The organism is Hymenobacter sp. 5317J-9, assembly GCF_022921075.1.
Lineage (GTDB): Bacteria > Bacteroidota > Bacteroidia > Cytophagales > Hymenobacteraceae > Hymenobacter.
Genome location: NZ_CP095050.1, coordinates 97,539 through 116,068 on the forward strand (window position 1 = coordinate 97,539; position 18,530 = coordinate 116,068).

The window sequence follows — 18,530 nt, forward strand, 5'->3', positions numbered from 1 at the left end:
ATGAATTTTTCCCGAGTCTTCCTGGGCCTGAGCCTGGCCGCGGCGCTGGCCGGCTGCGCCCGCCGGCCCACCAAGCTGCCCATTTACGACGTGGTCATCAACCACGTCACCCTCGTGGACGTGGCCACGGGCCAGCTCACGCCCAACCAAGTGGTGGCCATCTCGCGGGGCAAAATTGTGGAAGTGCAAACGGCCGACAAGGACAGCTACGCCGCCAAGCAGTACGTGAACGGCAACGGCCGCTACCTCATTCCGGGCCTGTGGGACATGCACGTGCACTTTCGGGGCGGCGACAGTCTGGCGGCGGCCAACAAGAAAAGCCTGGCCCTGTTTCTGGCCCACGGCGTAACCACCGTGCGCGACTGCGGCGGCGACCTCACGCCCAGCGTGCTGCAGTGGCGGGCCGACATGGACGCGGGCCGCTACGCCGGGCCGCGCATTTTCACCTCGGGCCCTAAGATTGACGGCCCCAAGGCCTACTGGCCGGGCTCGCTGGAAGTGGAAACGCCGGCCCAGATTAATAAGGCGCTCGATTCGCTGCAGCGGCTGCGGGTTGATTTTGTGAAGATTTACGACAGCAAAATTTCGGGCGAAGCCTACCTCAACACCATTAGGCAGGCGCAGCGGCGGGGGATGAAAACCAGCGGCCACATGCCCTATTCCGTGAAACTGGGCGACGCCGTGAAGCGCGGCCTCGACGCCACGGAACATTTATACTACGTGTTCAAGGCCTGCTCCAGCAAGGAAGATAGCCTCACGGCGCTGGTGCGCGCCAGCCTAAACACGCCCAAGCCGCTGGGCCTGTTTGCGGTGCTGCCGGCCGTGTACGACACCTACAGCCCCGCGGCGGCGGCGCGCATCTTCAAGCTGATGGCCAAGCACAAGACGGCCGCCGTGCCCACGCTGCACATTGGCAAAACGCTAACCGAGCTGCCCGAAAACGACCACGCCCGCGACACCCTGCTCGCCTACATCGACCCCAAGATTCAGGCCACGTACGCGCGCCGGCTCAATAGCGCCAAGCAGCAGCCGCTGGCGACCCAGCAGTTCAGCCGCAAGCTGGAAACCAAGTTTATGAGTCTGGTGCCGCAGATGCAGGCAGCCGGCGTGCCCCTGCTGGCCGGCTCCGACAGCGGGCCCTTCAACTCCTTCATCTACCCCGGCGCATCGTTGCAGGACGAGGTGATACTGCTGGTGCAGGCGGGCCTGACGCCGCTGCAGGCTCTGCAGGCAGCTACCGTCAACGGCGCCCGGTTTATGGGCGTGGCCGACCGCACGGCCGCCATTGCCGTGGGCAAAGACGCCGACCTGGTGCTGCTGACGGCCAACCCACTCGAAAACATCGCCAATATCCGGCACATCGACGCGGTGATATCGCGCGGCCGGGCCTACCCCGCGGCGGCACTTACGAACATGCTACGCGCCATCCGAAACCGCTGACGCAAGCCAGTCGAAGCATAGCATTCGAACATAAATTAATTTAAGATTAAAAAGATAAAGTAGGGAATCCAAAAAGAGTAAGAGGCACGTACTGAAAAGGCGGGCCGAGGCACGGGCCCAGGTAATGCCTTCCGTATCGTTTCATTTTTACTCTTTCTCCCATGTCCAAACCCTTACTTTCATCGCCGGCCGCACGCCGGCGGTTTCGTCGTCTATTGGGTACTGCCACCGGCTTCGCGCTGGCATTGGCCGCCCCGGCGGCAGTTCAAGCCCAAACCGTGTACGGCCTGGGCACCCTCACGGCTTCGGTGGGTCCGTTCACGAGTGGCCAGCAAGGGCTGGTGACCATCGACGCGGGCACCGGCTTCGCGCCCTTCATCAATACGCCCATCACGGGCGTGACGGCGGGCCAGACGCTGGTGGGCATCGACTTCCGCCCCAACGGTGGGCAGTTGTACGCCTTGGGCTACGACCCGGCTACCACCACGGTGCAGGTGTACACCCTCAGCCCGGCCACGAGCGTGGCCACGCCGGTGGGCGCCGCCATCACCCTGAACCTGGGCACGGCTACCGACCGCATTGGCTTCGATTTTAACCCGACGGTGGACCGCATCCGGGTGGTGAGCACCAACGACGCGGACGTGCGCCTGAACCCCATCGACGGCACGCTGGCGGGCACCGACGGTGCCCTGAACTACGCGGGCGGCAGCCCGGCCAACCCCGGCGTGGGGTCGGTGGCCTACACCAACTCGTTTTTGGGCAGCACCAGCACCACGCTCTACGACTACGACGAGCTGAACCTCACGGCCGGCACCAACATCCTGTCCATTCAAAATCCGCCGAACAGCGGGACCCTGACGGCGCCGCAGCCAGTGACGTTCAACGGCTTTCCCACGGGCGTGGTGCGGGCCATCGACATCGACATCTATTACAACCCGGACACGCAGCAGAACCAGGCATTTCTGTCGGAAGTGAACAACAGCGGCGGCACCAATTTCTACTCGCTTGACCTGAGCACGGGCGCAGCCACGCGGCGCGGCAACACCGTGCCCGCCGGCACGCCGTTTGAAATCCGCGACATTGCTGCCGCACCAGCCGCCGCCCTCACGGGCCAGCTGGCCTACGGCGTCACGGCGCAGGGCGTGTTCGTCAGCTTCGATACCAATAACCCGTCCATCATCCGCAGCGCGGCGCCGGTGACGGGCCTGGCCGCGGGCCAGACGCTGGTGGGCACCGACTTCCGGCCCAACACCGGCCAGCTTTTTGGGCTGGGCTATGATTTTACGGCCGCCGCGGGTTCGCCCAGCGCCAACCTGTACACCATCGACCGGACGACGGGTGTGGCCACGCAGGTGCCGGGCAGTACCGCCATTGCCCTGGACCTGGGCGACGCCACCAACAGCATCGGGTTTGACTTCAATCCGACGGTGGACCGCATCCGGGTGGTGAGCACCAACGACCGCAACTACCGCCTCAACCCCAACAACGGCGCCATTGCGGCCCCCGACGGCAACATTGCCTACGCGGCCGGCAACCCCAACGCCGGCACCAACCCTGCGGTGGGCACCGGTGCCTACGTCAACTCCTTCGTGGGTGCCACCGCTACCGCCCTGTATACCCTGGACCACGCGCTGGGCCTCATCAACTTCCAGAACCCGCCGAACAACGGCACGCAGGACCTGTCGCGCACGCTGACCGGGGTGAACGGCGCCGGCGCGGGTGGGGCCATCAATGCGCAGAACGACTTCGATATTTATTTCGATGGCACGGCGAACGTTGGGTACCTGACCGCCATTCCCAACGCTCAGACCGCCAGCCGCCTGTATCGCCTGGCGCCTTTCAGCACCACGGCTACCACCGACCAGGCTGCTACCGACCTGGGCGCCATTGGCGCGGGGCTGGTGCTGCGCGACATCTCGGTGCTGCTCGCCCCGAACTCGACGCCCAACGCTACCGCGGCCCTCACGGGCCGGCTGCTGTACGCGGTGGCCAACGGCAACCTGATTTCGTTTGACTCGGGCAACCCGGGCGTTATCCGCACAGCGGTGAACATCACGGGCCTGCCGGCCGATGGCTCGCAGGTGCTGGCCGGGACCGATTTCCGGCCGTTGGACGGCACGCTGTTCGCGCTGGGCTACAACGCGGCCACCAGCCAGGGCCAGATTTACACCCTCAACCTGACGACCGGAGCACTGACGGCGGTGGGTGGCTTGAATGCCATGACCCTGGGTGCCGCTTCGGGCATTGGCTTTGACTTCAACCCGGTGGCTGACCGCATCCGCATCGTGGGCGCCAACGGCAATAACTACCGCCTCAATCCCGCCGACGGCGTGCTGGCAACGGTGAACGACGGCCCCACGGGGCGCGCTTTGTCGGGCACGGCCTACACCAACAACGACAACAACGCCAACACCGGCACCACGCAGTACGGCTACGACCAGACCACGAACGAAGTGGTGATATTCAGCAATCCCAATGCGGGCACCAACGCCACGCTGGGTAGTTCCACCATCACCGTAAACCCTGCCAGTGGGGTTGATTTCGACATTTATTCCGACCTGACCAACGCGGCCGCGCCAGTTAACACGGCCTTTGCCGTAGCGGCGCCGGGCGCCACCACGGCCGATGTCCTGTACAGCGTAAGCCTGACCAGCGGCGCCTTCACGTCGTTGGGCCAAATCGGTAACGGCAGCAACCTCTCGGGCCTGGCCGCCTTCCTCACGCCTGGCCCCGTCATCGCGGCAGGCCTGACCTGGACCGGCGCCGTGAGCACCGACTGGGGCACGGCCGGCAACTGGAGCCCCGCCCAAGTACCCACCGCCGCCGACAACGTGACCATTCCGGACGTAACCAACGCCCCCGTGGTGACCGGCAACCAACTGGCCAACGCCGTGACCCTGAACACGGGCGCCACCCTCACCCTGGCCGATGGCTCGGTGCTGGCCGTGAGCGGCAACATCACGAACAACTCGGCTACCATCGTCTCCTCGGGGGCAAGCGTGAGCGGCCGTGTGCAATTGGCCGGCGCCGCGGCGCAAACCATCAGCGGCACGCTCACCACCTTTCCGAACCTGACGGTGGGCTCGGCGGGCGCCTCCCTGGGCGGCCCGGTGGCCATCCGGCGCGGCCTGGTGCTGAATGGCACCTTCACTACCGCCAGCCAGACGCTGACGCTGCTCTCGGACGCCACGGGCACCGCTTACGTGGTGAACAACGGCAGTGCCACCGTCTCGGGGCCGGCCACGGTGCAGCGCTACATCACGCCCACTAACCCGGGCCTGGGCTACCGCCACTATTCGGCGCCGGTAAGCAACTCGACCGTGGCTGACCTGGCCACGACTGGTTTCTCGCCCACGGTGAACTCCAACTACAACGGCAGCCCCGCGCCGGGCGGCGTGACGCCCTTCCCCACGGTATTCTCTTACGACCAGACGCGCACGGCTCTCACCAACCCCATGCCGGAGTTCGACCGTGGGTTCCAGTCGCCGGCCGCGCTGAACGAGGCCCTGGAAGTGGGCCGCGGCTACACCGTGAACCTGCCCGGCACGTCGCTGGTCGACTTCGTGGGCACCCTCAACAACGGCAGCGTGTCGCGCACCGGACTTGGCCGGGGCGCGCAGGCCACGGCTGGCTACCATTTGCTGGGCAATCCTTACCCGGGCGCCATCGACTACAACACCGTGCTGACGGCCTCGACGGGGATTGAAAATGCGCTGTATGTCTTCAAGAGCAGCGGCCAGTACACGGGCAGCTACGCCAGCTTTGTGAACGGCCAAAGCACCAACAGCGGCACCAACATCCTGCCGGTGGCCCAGGGCTTCTTCGTGCGGGCCGCAGCGGGCCAGACGGGCACCGTAAACTTCACCAACGCCGCTCGCCTCAACGCCCCCGACAACACGCCCTTCCAGCGCGGCACCGCGAGCACCCGCCCGCAGCTGGTCCTCACCTTGCGCAGTGCCACCGCCGCCAACCAGACGGCCATGTACTTTGAGCAAGGCGCCACCGCCGGCTTCGACACGGGTTTCGATGCCCACTACTTGCCGGCCACCAATGGCCTGCTGCTGGCCACCGAGGCCGGCGCGGAGGCCTTGGCCATCAACGGCATGCCGGCCCTGACCGGCGCCGACGTGCTGCTGCCCCTGCAGGTGGCCGCCGCCACGGCCGGCACTTACTCCCTGGAAGTAGACCAACTGGCCAACCTGCCCGCTGGCTACCGCGCCTACCTGCGCGACGCCCTCACCGGCACCTACACCGACCTAGCCACCACGCCATCGGTGAGCCTGCCGCTGGCCGCCAACGCCGCGGCCGGCGGGCGCTTCGCCGTGCTCTTCACCACGCAGGCCCGCGTGCTGGCCACGGCCCCGGCCGCGCTGGCCCAGCTGGCCAACGTGTACCCCAACCCGGCCCACGGCTCGGCCACGCTGCTGCTGCCGGTGGCCCTGCGCGGCCAGCAAGCCACGCCGGTAGCCGTGGTGGACAACCTGGGCCGCACGGTGCTCACCCGCACCCTGGCCGCCGGCACCGCCGACGCGCTGGAGCTGCCCCTGAGCGGCCTGGCCGCCGGGGTGTATTCGGTGCAGGCCCGCACGGCCGCCGGCCTCGTGGTGAAGCGCCTCGTGGTAGAATAACAGCTTGAATGGCCTGACCGCCGGCCCCGGGTGCTGCTGTAGCTCCGGGGCCGGTGTGGGCCGGGTTTCCATCTCATCGCAACTCATTTCTTCTTTCCCATGAAAATTCTGACCCCGGCGCTTCGCCTCGTTCTTTCTGCCGCGGGCGTGTGCCTGCTGGCCGGTGCCTTCACGCCGGTTTTGGCCCAGGGCCCCGGCTCGGGCGGCCCCACGCCCGGCACGCCGGCCGCCGAAGTGCCCATCGATGGCGGCGCCTCGCTGCTGCTGGCCGGCGGCGCGGCCTACGGCCTCAAGCGCCTGCGCGACCGCAAACGCCCCAGCGCCGAATAGCGCCTGACTGCATTCGGCAGCAAAACGCCTGCCTGGCCCACGCGTGTGGGGCCGGGCAGGCGTTTTTGTTGGCGCGAAGGACGAAGCTTAGGCGCAGCGGTGCTCCTCAAGCAGGACTTTGATGTCGTTGAGACGGCGGGACACCTGGCTCAGCAATTCGGCGGGCACGGGCACCTGCACGCCGTGGCGGGTGAAGAGGTAGCGCACCAGCGCCGTGAGCTCGCGCAGCTCCTCCTGCAGCTGAGCGCGCAGGGCCTCCCATTGCTCCAGGCCCGCCGTGGGATGGGCCAGGCACACCACGCGCACGGCAATGGCCTGGCTGACCAGGGCCGCCAGCTGCTCCAGCAGCTGCTGCTCGGCCGCGCTCAGGGTGCGGGGCTGGCGGTCGATGATGCACAGCGTGCCCAGGGGCGGCTGGTTGGGCAGGCGCAGCAGCGCCCCAGCGTAGAAGCGCAAGTCGTTTTCCTCGGCGGCACGCACGGCCTCGGGCGTGAGGGCGGCGGTTTCCAGCAGCAAGTCGTGGTAGACCACGGCGCGGGCTTGCTGCACCGCCGTGGAGCACAGGGCCTCCACGCGGGCTTGCCGGTCGTGGCCGGGCATGCCGTGGTTGGCAGGGTAGTACACGTCGTCCTCCTCCACCACCGCAATGAGCGAGATGGGCAAGCTGAATACCTGAGCCGTGAGGGCCACAAACTCTTCAAACACGGGCTCAATGAGGGTGGGCAGCACCTCGTGGGCGCGCAGGCTGCGGAGCCGTTCGGGCTCGTCTTCGGGCAACAAGGCGGCGGGGGTGGCGGACATGGACGGGCGGTGCGGGGTGAGGCAACAAACATAACCGGTTAGCCAGCAAATATTCCCGGCGTTTGGCGGAAGCCTCTGGGGCCATGTGGTTAAAAACCAAACCCCACCCGGAAGCCGGTGCCCAGCCGCTCGCCGCTTTGCAGGGCGGTGTAGAAGTCGACCCGCAATACCTTCAGGATGTGCTCGATGCCCACGCCTACTTCCACGTAGTGGCCGGCCTGGCGGGTGTTGAGGTAGTTGAGCGAGGCCACTTCCTGCCATTTCAGCTTGCGCAGCAGCGGCACGTAGTTGAGGAAGAAGCCGTTGAAGTGGTGGTCGTAGTGGGCTTCCAGGTAGGCGTTGTTGGTGCTGAAGCGGTAATAGTCCAGCAGCTGGAAATAGCTGAAGTTGCCGGTGAGCAGGGTTTGGTTGCCGGAGAAGTGGCGGTAGTCAATGAACGTCATGCCCTCCTGCTTGCCCACAAAGCCACCCACATTTATCCGGAAGTTGCTGGTGCCCAGCAGGCCCAGCGGCACGGCGTCGCGCACGCCGGCCTGCAGCAGCAGGTAGCGCACGTCGGCACCCAGCACGCCGGGCAGGGCGGCGCGCCCCTGCACGTTGAAGGTGGGCCACTTCGAGCCGAGGTTTAACTTGCCATCGGGGCGGTTGATGTAGCGCTGGCCGGGCTTATAGTCGAGCGACAGCCCCACCGTGAGGATGCGGCTGCGGCCAAACCGGGTGTCGGCCAGCTCGTCGCTCAGCGGGATGTTGGGCGTGAAAGCCCGGCCCGGCACGTCGTGGATGAGGCGGTCGGTGGTGTTGGCCAGCTCGTGGCGGTCGAAGTAGCCGGCCGTGGCGCGCAGGTTCAGGCCGTTCACCGGCTCGGTGAGGTAGGTAAATTCGGCGCCGTCGCGGCGGTAGAGCTTGGCGTAGTTGCGGTTGAGGTACAGCGTGTAGAAGGTGTTGATGGCCGGCGTGAGCTGCGAGTTCTTGTCGAAGTTCTCGACGGTTCGGCCCGCTACCACGCTGATTTGCTTTAGCTTGGCGGGGTGCAGTTGCCAGGTGGCGCTGAGGCTGGGGTTGAGTTGCTCGCTGCTGAAGCCGTAGCGCAGCGTGGGCGTGAGGGTGAAATAGCGCCGGTCGTCGGTGCGCTGGCTGAAGGTGGCCTGGGCGTTGAGCACAATGCCTTCCACTGTGTTGTACTGGAAAATCTGGGCCACGGGCTGCACCGACACCGACTGCTTTTTGTAGGTGTTCTGGTAGGTGTAGCCGCCTATCACCAGGCTCATGGGCTCAAACTCGTTGCGTTTCTTGTCCAGCGAGTCCTGGTAGGGGCGCGAGCGGCGGATGATTTCCGTGCTGTCTTTCACGTGGTAATCCTTCTGCTCCTCGGCCGTGAGCGGCACCGGCCGGATGGCGTCCCAGTAGGCCGAGTCGCGCTCGTTCACGCCTTTCTCGATGCGCTGCACCTCGCCCCGGCCCATGCTGGCGAAGGGGTCGTTTTTGAGGGAATCGCGCTGGGCCTGCTTCACCTTCTTGCGCACCTGGGCGTTGAGGCCGCGCAGGTCGGGCTTGCGCTTGCGAATTTGGGCGGCGGTTTCCTGGCCCACGGGCGCGTCGGGCTTCTCGGCCACCACGGGCGGGGCGGCCTTGGGCTCGGGCGGGGCCGGGTAGGTGGGCACCACGTTGGCGTAGTTGGAAAGCACGGCCGTGATGTAGCCCGAGCCCTTGAATCCCAGTCCCGACAGGTTGGCGCGCACCTGCTGCGACTGGATGAGCCAGACGTTGGGGTTGCCCGGCGCGGGTGCGTATTGCTGGTTGATGGTCAGGTTGTCGACGTAGTCAATCTGGGCGTCCTGGTCCAGGCTCAAATCGACGGAGTGAATGCGCCAGGAGCCGTCCACGATGTAGATGTAGCCCGAGAACACGGGGTCGGTGCGCCGACGCGGTATCACCCGAATTTTGTGCACCACCTCGCCGCCGCGGGGCGTGCTGCCCACCAGCTCGTACTTGTAGAACAGCATGGCGTTGGCGGCGATGGGCGACACAAACCCGCGCTCCGAAAACGCCGGCTTTATCAGGTTCTCATAAAAACCCAGGTTGCGCCCCGCGCTGGCCCGGTTGAAGCTCAGCCCGCGCGAGTCGCCGCTCACCCGGCTCGACAGCATGCGCTCCTTCACCACGTTGGGCTGCGTGAAGCTGAAATCGGACAGGCTCTCGGACAAGTAGAAGATGCCTTTTTTGATGTCGGGCCCCAGCTTGAACAGGCCCATGATTTTGGCCGGCGTGTCGTCTATCCGGCCCAGGGCTTTGATGTAGATGCGGGCCCGGTAGGCGGCTACTTCGCGTCGGTGGTAGGCCCGCCACTGCTGCGCCTGCTGAATGATGGCGTAGGCCGGGTCGCGGTCCGAGGATTTCACCAGCACCTCGCCCAGGTTGTAGGCCTCGGCCTGCAGGGTCACGTTCACGGTCAGCAGCGAGTCGCCGCCCGGCACGCGCACCGGCTGCACCTGCGGCCGGTAGCCCACGTACTGAAACACCAGCTCGTAGCGCCCCGCCGCGAGGCGCAGCTGGTATTCGCCCTGCTCGTTGGCGCCGGTGCTGGTGGCCGAGCCGCGCACCGCCACGTTGGCAAACGCCAGCCCCTGCTGGTTGGCTCCGCGCACCGTGCCTTTGATGACGCCGGCCTGAGACGGTGCGGACAAAACACTTAGCACCAAGGCCAGGGGTAGCAAGCGCAGAAAAGCGGAGAACATACAGCAGCGAAAAGCAGAAAGCGTAGGCCCCCAAGGTACGGCCCCGCTTCAACTGATGCCAGCCGCGCGCCGAAGGTTGCTTGGCGGGGCAGTTGGCCCCGCCTCAAGCCACCGCCTCCTCAGCCGGCGCCGGCACGGCGGCAGCAAGCAGCTGCCGGCCCGTGTACCAGGCATTCAGCCCCACGCCCACCAGCACCAGCGCTATGCCCGCGTAAGCCAGCGGCCCGAAGCTTTCGCCGAACAGCCAATAGCCCAGCCCCAGTGCGTAGAGAATGCCGAGGTAATTGAGCGGCGCCACCCGGCTGAGGCGTTCCAGCTGGTAAGCCCGCGTCATGGCCACCTGGGCGGCCTGGGTGAAGGCCCCGCAGGCCAGCAGCCAGAGCCAGTCGGCTCCCTGCGGGGTGCGCCACTGAAACAGGCAGGCCACGGCCGTGAGCGGCAGCGAAATCAGGGGCAGGTAGAACACGATAACCACCGGGTGCTCGCGCCCGCGCAAGGTGCGGATGGCGTTGTAGCTCAGGCCCGATATCAGGGCGCTCAGCAGGCCCACCGCCAGATACGGCCAGGCGCTGCCCGCCGTGGCATTGGCCGCCGTCGGGCTGCCCTGCCCCACCAGCAGCACCCCGCCAAAGCTCAGCCCGAAAAACAGCCATTGCCAGGGCCGCACGGGCTCGCGCACCAGCCAGATGCCCAGCACAGCCGTGCAGATGGGAGCCAGGTACTGCACCGTGACCGCCGTGGCCAGCGGCAGGTGCTGTAGCGAGGCGAAGTAGCACATGAGCGCCAGCGCGCCCGTGCTGCCCCGGCTGATAAGCAAGGCGCGGCTGTGGCCAAACGGCGCCACGCCCAACCGCCGCAACGCCACGTAGCTGGCCACGATGGAAAAGAGCGAGCGAAAGAAAATGATTTCAAGCGCCGGCAGGTGGTGCAGTTGCTTCACGCAGGCATTCATGCCCGCAAACAGCAAGGTGCTCAGCAGCATAAGCCGCACGCCGGGAGAAAATTTACTGGCCAATGAAACGACGGGAAGCGCGACGAGTGGGAAACGAACTTTGCGGAAGGATGTTAGGTAGAAACCTGCGGGCCCGGCCGAGAAGCCTCGCGCCGCTACCTGCTAACTGTTCATCGGTATTCATGTTCAAAAACCCCGACAAAGCGCCCAAGCAATACACGCCCGGCGAAGCCCTGCAAAAAATTGCCGCCTTTTGCGCCTACCAGGAACGCACCCAGAAAGAGGTGGAGCAGAAGCTGCGCTCCTACGGCCTCGACGAGGACGAAGCCGGCGAAATCATCATCCGCCTGGGCCGCGAAAAGCTGCTGGACGAAGAGCGTTTTGCCCAGGCCTTCGTGCGCGGCCACTACCGCCAGAAGAAGTGGGGCCGCCGCCGCATTATGCAGGAGCTCAAGCAGAAGGGCATCAGCGAGTACTGCATCAAGTCGGGCATGAAGGAGATTGACGGCGAGGAGTATTACCAGAACCTGGTTGAGATTATGGAGAAAAAGGACCGCCAGGAAAAAGAGAAGAACCCGCGCGTGCGCCGCATGAAAATCTCGCAGTACCTCACGGGCAAAGGCTACGAGCAAGACCTGATAAAAATTGCCCTCGACGAGCTGGGCAAGGCGCCGGAAGACGACGAATAAGGTTTTCTCTACAGGAAAACAGAACGTCATGCTGAGCGCAGCCGAAGCATCTCTACCGTGTAAGTAATCAATGCCAAATGCAACGAAGCGGTAGAGATGCTTCGGCTGCGCTCAGCATGACGTTCTGTTTTCTCGTCAGTTATCACGGCCCGCTACTGCTTCGGGCCCGCTTTGGGCAACACCATCTGCTGGCCTAGTATCACGCGGCGGCCGGTGAGGGTGCGCAGCATGGGCACGAGAATCTGCTCGGCGTTGCGCTGGGTTTGGGCCAGGATACCCGACTGCAGGGCGGCGTTGCGCACCTGGGCCTCGGCGTATTTGTAGCCTTCGTCCACCAGCTGCGCATCCTGAAAAAGGCCGTTTTCGGTGCTGAAGACGCGGCTTTGGTTGTGGTTGATTTGGAACGTGCACAGCTCCGGCGCGGGCAGGGCCACGCGCACCACCGAGTCGCCTTCGAGCACCACGTCCTGGGGCTTGAGCTTGCGCAGGTCGATGCAGCCCACGGCCTCGCCGCCCACCACCAGGGCCACTTTCGAGTCGGGCAAAAACCGGTAGGCCTTGCGCCGGTACTCCACCACGTCTTTGAAGCGGTAGCGCACCAGCTCCAGCCGGCCCAGTGCTTCCACCTGCGTCAGCACGGTGTTGTGCGTCACAGTAACCCGCGGCTCGTCGGCCGCCAGCGGGTTGAGGCCGGCCAGGGTGGGGCCCACTTTTTTCCAGAGAAACCAGCCCAGCGCCACCAGAAACAGCAGCGGCAGCAGGCGGCGAAACAGTCGGATAAGGTTCATATGTGGGTAAGTACGGCTGGGCTTCGGCGGCGTTGGGGCGGGCGGCGGCCTAGCTTTGCGGGCAATGCGCGCGTTTTCACTTTTTCAATTGCTGGGCCAGCGCCTGGAACGGCACCACCGGGCGCTGCTGGCGGCGCTGTGGGTGCTGGTGCAGCTGCGATTTCTGTGGCAGTTCCGCGGCCCCCACTTCGCCAACGACAGCGGCCGCTACCTCTCCTACGCCGCCAATATTGCCGAGCGGTTTTACTTCGAGCCCGGCCACAACCTGCGCTACGTGCTCTATCCCCTGTTCGAGAGCCTGTGGCTGCGGCTGGGCCTCGGTTGGTGGGGCATCGTGACCGGCCAGATAATTGTGTCGGCGCTGGCCACGCGGGCCGTGTACCGCGGCACTCGGCGGTTGGCCCAAGGCCGTTGGGGCGCGGCGGCGCTGGCCACCTTCCTGTTCATCGCCTGGCCCGACATTCAGCAGTTCAACGTCTTTTTGCTTACTGAGTCCTTATTTATCAGCCTAGTGGCGCTGTCATTTGGGGCTTTTACCCGACTGCAATTCGGCACAAGGCGCGACTGGCTCGGCTTCTTCGTCCTGCTCATACTCACGGCACTGGCCCGGCCCAACGGCTTCCTGGTGGCGCTGGCCGCCGGGCTAGCCGGCCTCGACGCCCTGCGCCGGCGCCCCGACCACCGGGCCTGGCGCGCCGTCCTGCTGGGCTTGGTACTGCTGTCGCCGCTGCTGTGGCGGGCCCTCAACCACCAGCTGGCCACCTACTACCTCATGGACACCTACCAGCGCGGCGAATTGATTTTCCGTTCCCCGCTGTGGGCCGTGCGCCAGGCCGCCCCCCTGCAAATGCCCCCGCCCGGCACTGGGCCGGCCATGCGGGTAATCTACTTCGCCGCCCACAACCCCCTGTACCTGGGGCGCCTGATGCTGGGCAAGCTGTTTGTATTTGTGAGCTACCTCAAGCCGCACTACTCACTGCCGCACCGGGTGCTGGGGGTGCTGGTGCTGTGGCCCGGCTACTGGCTGGCCGCTCGCGCCACCCGCCGGGCCAGCATCTGGCGCCCGGTGCGGGTGTTTCTGGCCGCGGTGTTCCTGCTGCAGGCGGCCATCATCACACTCACCGTTGATGATTGGGACGTGCGCTTTCTGGCGCCGGTGCTGACCGCCGTATTTGTGCTGGCCGCGCTGGAGCTGGAGCAGTTGTGGCGGGCTGTAGAGACGCGACACTTCGCGTCTCGGCATTAAGGACAACGCCGAAACGACACCTGAACGGCACAGTCCCCCTCGTTCAACGATGAGACGAGAGTACGCGTCTCTACAGTTTCCCGAACCGCTCTTCCCACCCGGCCCAGGCTTGCTGCCCGCCGGTGTGAATGGCGACCACCGTGCTGCCCGGGGCAAACTGCCCGCGCCCTATCATATCAAGCACGCCAAAGAGCAGCTTGCCGGTATAAACAGGGTCCAGCAGCACCCCGTGCTGCTCCCGAAACCTTCGGATGAATTCCAACAAACCAGCCGAGTACTTGGCGTAGCCACCGAAGTGGTAGCCGGTTTGCAGCGAATAATTCGTGAAACGCTGGCCGCTGGTCTGCTGCGTCAAACCATCAATTTCCGCTTGCAGAAAACCGCCGTTCTTCAGCGCGGCTACGCCAATGGCCTGCTGCTGCCCGGCTAGGCCCGTGAGCAGGCCCGCCAGCGTGCCGCCCGTGCCGCAGGACACGGCCAGCGCATCAAAGTCAGTGTGCGCCCTGATTTCGGCCACCAGCTCGGCGCAGCCGGGCAGGGCCAACGCATTCGTGCCGCCCTCAGGCAGCACGTAGGCCGGGCCGAACCGGCCCAGCAGCTCCGCGATGAATTGTGGCTCGGCCCGGCGGCGGTAGGTGCTGCGGTCGAGGTAATGCAGCTCCATGCCGTCGGCCGTGGCCCGGACCAGGGTTGGGTTGAGCGAGGCCGGGCCGCTGCCGGGCGCCGGCGCATCGCCCCGCACCAGCCCAATGGTGCGCAGCCCTAACAGGCGCCCGGCCGTGGCCACGGCCGCCAGGTGGTTGGAATAGGCGCCGCCGAACGTCAGCAGCGTGTGCTGGTCCTGCTCACGCGCCGCCCGCAGGTTGTATTTGAGCTTGCGGGCTTTGTTGCCGGGCAGGTCGGGGTGCACCAGGTCGTCGCGCCACAGCAGCAGGCGCACGCCGCGGGCTACGGTCACGGGGTCGCTTATTTCCTGCAGCAGTTGGCTCATGGTCGGTTTCCGATTGATTCAAATAAAAACGGCCATGCCGCGTGCGCAGCATGACCGTCTCTTTTTTAACTCATTAAGGCTACACCAGCGGGGCGGCGTATGCCGGGTCGGCCGCGTCGGGCTTGCGACGGGCCACGTACACGCCGGCCCCAATCAGCGCCAGCAGCAGCACGATGCTCGATACCAGCGACACCGTGTTGCCCACGGCGTAAGACTTGGGCTCAAACCTGAACTCGATGGTGTGGTTGCCGGCCGGCACCTGCAGGGCGCGCAGCACGTAGTCGACGCGGAAATGCGGCACCGGCTTGCCGTCGATGAAGGCCTGCCAGCCATCGGCGTAATAGATTTCGGAGAATACCACCACGCCGTCGTGGGTGGCGTTGGCGCGGTATTTCAGCTCGTCGGGGCTGTAGCCGGCCAGGGCAATGGTCGAGCCGGTGATGTCGTAGCTGGCCGCTTTTTGCTGCGGGAATTTGCTGGCGTCCACCACGGCCTCAGTAGCGGGGCTGAGGGTGCTGAGGGCCGCCATTTCCTCGTCGGGGCTGTTCACGGTTTTCACGCTGCTCACAAACCAGGCGTTGCCCAGGGCGCCGGGGTTGCGCTGCACCGGCTGCTTGGGGTCGCCGGTGATGAGGTAGCGGGTGTTCAGCATGTTGAGCACCTGCTGGTTGTTGTTCGAAATCTGGCGCTCAATCAAATCCTGGTAGCGGCGCAGCTTGGCGCCGTGGTAGCCCCCGATGCTCTTGTGGAAGTACGACGTCTGGGCTTCGTTGAAGGGGTTCTGCACGTTGAGCACGCGGTAGCTCAGGTCGGTGTCGCGCAGGATGAGCTGGTCGGCCGGCGTGGGCTGAAACTCTTCGGCGATGGTTTCGCGCTGAAACTTGTTCTCGCCGAGGTAGCGCTTGTCCACGCCCCACAGGTCGAGCAGCACCAGGGCCACCATCACCAGGGCCGCCGGCATCATGGCCAGCTTGCCTTTCAGGTAGAAATACAGCACGCCCAGCGCCGCCCCAATGAAGAGCAGGCCGCGCCACACGTCGTTGCGCAGCAGGTCGGCGCGGTCGGCGCGCAGGGCCGTGAGCAGCTGCGGCGTGAAGCCCTGCTTGGTGAGCTCGCCGTCGATGGGCGCGGCAAAATCGAAGCTGAAGCTGGCCAGGTAAGCCAGCACGCAGATGCCGGCCGTGATGGCGCCGGCATACAACACTTTCGGCAGCAGCGCCGCCGTTTCCGGAGCTACTGCGGCGGCCGTGCCGGGCGCCGCCGCGGGCACCACGGCGCGCGGCCGCAACACCCGGCTCAAGGCCAGCGCGCCCAGAATGGGCATGGCCAGCTGCGCAATTACCAGCGCCATGCTCACGGCCCGGAACTTGTTGTAGCCCGGCAGAATGTCGAAAATCAGGTAGTTAAACGTCTCAAAGTTCTTGCCCCAGGCCAGCAGAATGGACAGCACCGTGCCGGCCAGCAGCCAGTAGCGCGTGCGCTTCTCCACCACAAACAAGCCCAGAATGAACAGGAAACACACCACCGCGCCCATGTACACCGGGCCGGCCGTGTAGCTCTGCTGCCCCCAGTAGGTCGGCATCGCGCCCAGGTATTCGGCCGGCAGCCCGGCGCGGCCGAGGTTGGAATCGGTGCCGAGCGGCATGGAGCTGGCCCCGCCGTAGAAATTGGGAATCAGCAGGGTAATGGTTTCGCCCACACCGTAGCTGTACTGAAAAGCGTAGTCGCGGTCGACGCCCGTGCCACCGTCTTCGGCGGCAGCGGCCGGCGCCTGGCCGGGGGCCGTGGGGGCGGGCGTTTTCAGCTCGCTCGGGCCGCGGTTGCTGTATTTGCTGTACTCGGCGGTGGTGTAGAGGCGGCCGAAGCTCACGCCCACGGCCAGCGCCGCGCCCACCGCCAGCAGCGCGGTGCGCTTCAGGAAATCGGGCAAACGGCCTTCGCGGAAAGCGGCCACGGCTTCGATGACCGCGAAAATGGCCACCAGCAGCAGCAGGTAGTAGGTGATTTGCAGGTGGTTGACGTGCACGTTCAGCGTGAGGGCCACCGCAAACAGGGCGGCGCCCAGCCACTTATTGCGGCGGTACGTGACTAGGATGCCGCCCAGCACCAGCGGCGCGTAGGCCAGGGCCAGGCTCTTGGTGTTGTGGCCGGCGGCCAGGATGGCCAGGTTGTAGCTCGAAAAGCCCAGCGCCACGGCGCCCGCCACGGCTACCAGCGGCCGCACGCCCAGCGCCACCAGCAGAATGTAGCCGCAGAGCAGCGCCAGAAACAGGTTGGCCACCACGGCGGGCAGGCCCAGCGTCAGGGCCGTTTGCAGGTAGCCCGACCAGTCGCCCGGAAAGTGCAGGCTGACCAGGTAGGTGGGCATGCCCGAAAACATGGAATTCGTCCACAGAGCTTCCTTGCCCATGGTTTTGGCGTACTGCTGGGCCTCGTGGGCACCGCCCTGAAACTGGGTGATGTCGTGCTGGGCCAGGGTCTTGCCCTCGAACACAATGGGCGAGAAGTACACGCAGGCCAGCAGGGCGAAAAACATCACCGCCAGCACATGCGGCAAAGCCCGCTGCCACCACGGCGCGGACGAAACAGAAGAAGCAGAAGCAACAGCAGCCATCAGGGCAAATTTGAGGAAACACAAAAACGTGCCCGAAGGTACAGCACAACCCCGCGAAGGCCGCTCGCGCGAGGTTTCGCAAGGTGAAAAGAGGTTTCGCGAGGTTGACGTTGAATCAAACCTCGCGAAACCTCTTTTCACCTTGCGAAACCTCACGCGCCTACTTTACTTCCTCAAAGTCAACGTATTCGCCGCCCTTGAACTCATTCGGCTTTTGCTTGGCGGCCGCGGGCGGCACGTAATCGACGTGAATCTGGCCGGGCTCCCGGTCCTGGCGCGGCGCGGCCTGCGGCGGCACCACGAAGCCGCCATTACGCATCTGCTTGCGCACAAAACTGTTCAGCGCCCAGCGCAGCACGATGGGCAGCACGTAGCGCACCGCGAAAAAAATGACAATGAAAATGAGCCAGAAGCGCATAATAGCTGAGGATGGTGAGGCCGTCGCAAAGTACGGGCACCGCTGGCTGACGCGCCAGCTCTGCCTTTGCTTTATCCCAACGCCCGGGCGGCGGCTAACGTTTCCGCAGCGCCTGCGCCACGGCCCCGGCCACCAGGCCACCCACGGTGTACCAGGCCACGGTCATGGCTTGTGTTTGGGGCGTGCGGTTGCTGGGGCCTTCGCCCAGGCCCAGCGGCCCGGGCAGCACCACGCCGCCAATGCCCGCCGCCGCGCCCAGCATCAGGCCACGGCGCAGGGCATGCTTGCCGCTGCCCACCAAGGTGTAGTATAGGCCATTGCTGAGGATATCGCCGGCCATGGTGAGGTCGAAAAGGGTATCGCGGTCGGGCTGGGGCGCGTCGGCTTTGCGCAGCAGCTTGCGCAAGCCGCGCATGCCCAGCACGTCCATGCGCGGGGCGTCTTCGGGGCGCAGGCGGCGCACGGTTTCGTGCAGGGCGGTGAGGGCGAGGGCGCCGGCAAAGCCAGCGGCGAGGGAGGGCAGGAGTTTCATAAGCAGCGGGAAGGGGAGTTGCGTTTCAAACGCGGCGGGCGTAGCGGGGTTTCTAAATTTTTCTGGGGCGGCGGTTGCACGGCTTCCGGCGCGCTGCCTATCTTTGCACTCCCTTCCAAAACCGTTGGTCGGGCACAAGCCGATTTAGCTCAGTTGGTAGAGCAGCTCATTCGTAATGAGCAGGTCGTTGGTTCGAGTCCAATAATCGGCTCCCTTTGCAAGCCCGAGAAACCGCTTTTCTTCTATAGAAAGCAGTTTCTCGGGCTTTTTGCTTCCCGTGCTATGCGTTTTCCAACTGCCACGTTGAAAGTGGTGTACTGGCTGCGGCCGGTCACATTGTTGCACCAAATCGGGGCCTGCCTTGGG

At 65.3% G+C, this 18,530-nt stretch carries 13 protein-coding genes and 1 tRNA gene; 6 read left to right on the forward strand and 8 right to left on the reverse strand.

The window, feature by feature from the left end:
• The 3 genes from MUN81_RS00390 (at position 1) to MUN81_RS00400 (ending at position 6,398) form a co-directional block, all read left to right on the forward strand.
• Positions 1-1,440: an amidohydrolase family protein gene (locus tag MUN81_RS00390; protein ID WP_245114439.1), complete on the forward strand. Its 1,440-nt coding sequence runs from the start codon at positions 1-3 to the stop codon at positions 1,438-1,440.
• Between the two features lie 161 nt (positions 1,441-1,601).
• Positions 1,602-6,068, forward strand: coding sequence for a DUF4394 domain-containing protein (locus MUN81_RS00395; RefSeq protein ID WP_245114440.1), 4,467 nt, complete (start codon positions 1,602-1,604; stop codon positions 6,066-6,068).
• Positions 6,069-6,167: 99 nt separating this feature from the next.
• Positions 6,168-6,398: a hypothetical protein gene (locus MUN81_RS00400; protein WP_245114441.1), complete on the forward strand. Its 231-nt coding sequence runs from the start codon at positions 6,168-6,170 to the stop codon at positions 6,396-6,398.
• 87 nt (positions 6,399-6,485) lie between these two features.
• Here the strand turns inward: MUN81_RS00400 and MUN81_RS00405 are convergent, their stop codons facing one another.
• From MUN81_RS00405 to MUN81_RS00415, 3 genes are all read right to left on the reverse strand, one after another.
• Positions 6,486-7,199, reverse strand: a complete 714-nt coding sequence (locus MUN81_RS00405) for a GAF domain-containing protein (RefSeq protein ID WP_245114442.1) — start codon at positions 7,197-7,199, stop codon at positions 6,486-6,488.
• Positions 7,200-7,288: 89 nt separating this feature from the next.
• Complete coding sequence (locus MUN81_RS00410) at positions 7,289-9,934, reverse strand: DUF5686 and carboxypeptidase regulatory-like domain-containing protein (RefSeq protein ID WP_245114443.1); 2,646 nt, start codon at positions 9,932-9,934, stop codon at positions 7,289-7,291.
• A gap of 103 nt (positions 9,935-10,037) precedes the next feature.
• Positions 10,038-10,925, reverse strand: a complete 888-nt coding sequence (locus MUN81_RS00415) for a DMT family transporter (RefSeq protein ID WP_348533180.1) — start codon at positions 10,923-10,925, stop codon at positions 10,038-10,040.
• 143 nt (positions 10,926-11,068) lie between these two features.
• Here MUN81_RS00415 and MUN81_RS00420 point away from each other — a divergent pair, with 143 nt between their 5' ends.
• Positions 11,069-11,575, forward strand: a complete 507-nt coding sequence (locus tag MUN81_RS00420; RefSeq protein ID WP_245114445.1) for a regulatory protein RecX — start codon at positions 11,069-11,071, stop codon at positions 11,573-11,575.
• A gap of 152 nt (positions 11,576-11,727) precedes the next feature.
• Here the strand turns inward: MUN81_RS00420 and MUN81_RS00425 are convergent, their stop codons facing one another.
• On the reverse strand, positions 11,728-12,363 hold the full coding sequence (locus MUN81_RS00425; RefSeq protein ID WP_245114446.1) for a DUF4230 domain-containing protein: 636 nt from the start codon (positions 12,361-12,363) through the stop codon (positions 11,728-11,730).
• 64 nt (positions 12,364-12,427) lie between these two features.
• Between MUN81_RS00425 and MUN81_RS00430 the strand changes: the two genes are divergently transcribed.
• Complete coding sequence (locus MUN81_RS00430) at positions 12,428-13,609, forward strand: hypothetical protein (protein ID WP_245114447.1); 1,182 nt, start codon at positions 12,428-12,430, stop codon at positions 13,607-13,609.
• A gap of 70 nt (positions 13,610-13,679) precedes the next feature.
• Here MUN81_RS00430 and MUN81_RS00435 read toward each other — a convergent pair whose 3' ends face one another.
• From MUN81_RS00435 to MUN81_RS00450, 4 genes are all read right to left on the reverse strand, one after another.
• Entirely contained in the window at positions 13,680-14,600 is a 921-nt protein-coding gene (locus MUN81_RS00435) for a pyridoxal-phosphate dependent enzyme (protein ID WP_245114448.1), read from the reverse strand.
• Between the two features lie 79 nt (positions 14,601-14,679).
• Complete coding sequence (locus MUN81_RS00440) at positions 14,680-17,214, reverse strand: YfhO family protein (protein WP_245114449.1); 2,535 nt, start codon at positions 17,212-17,214, stop codon at positions 14,680-14,682.
• A 160-nt stretch (positions 17,215-17,374) separates the two neighbouring features.
• Positions 17,375-17,632, reverse strand: coding sequence for a DUF4834 family protein (locus tag MUN81_RS00445; protein ID WP_245114450.1), 258 nt, complete (start codon positions 17,630-17,632; stop codon positions 17,375-17,377).
• A gap of 94 nt (positions 17,633-17,726) precedes the next feature.
• On the reverse strand, positions 17,727-18,164 hold the full coding sequence (locus MUN81_RS00450; RefSeq protein WP_245114451.1) for a hypothetical protein: 438 nt from the start codon (positions 18,162-18,164) through the stop codon (positions 17,727-17,729).
• A 138-nt stretch (positions 18,165-18,302) separates the two neighbouring features.
• On the opposite strand from MUN81_RS00450, the gene MUN81_RS00455 reads away from it, so the two are divergent.
• A tRNA-Thr gene (locus MUN81_RS00455) sits at positions 18,303-18,375 on the forward strand.
• The last annotated feature ends 155 nt before the right edge of the window (positions 18,376-18,530 follow it).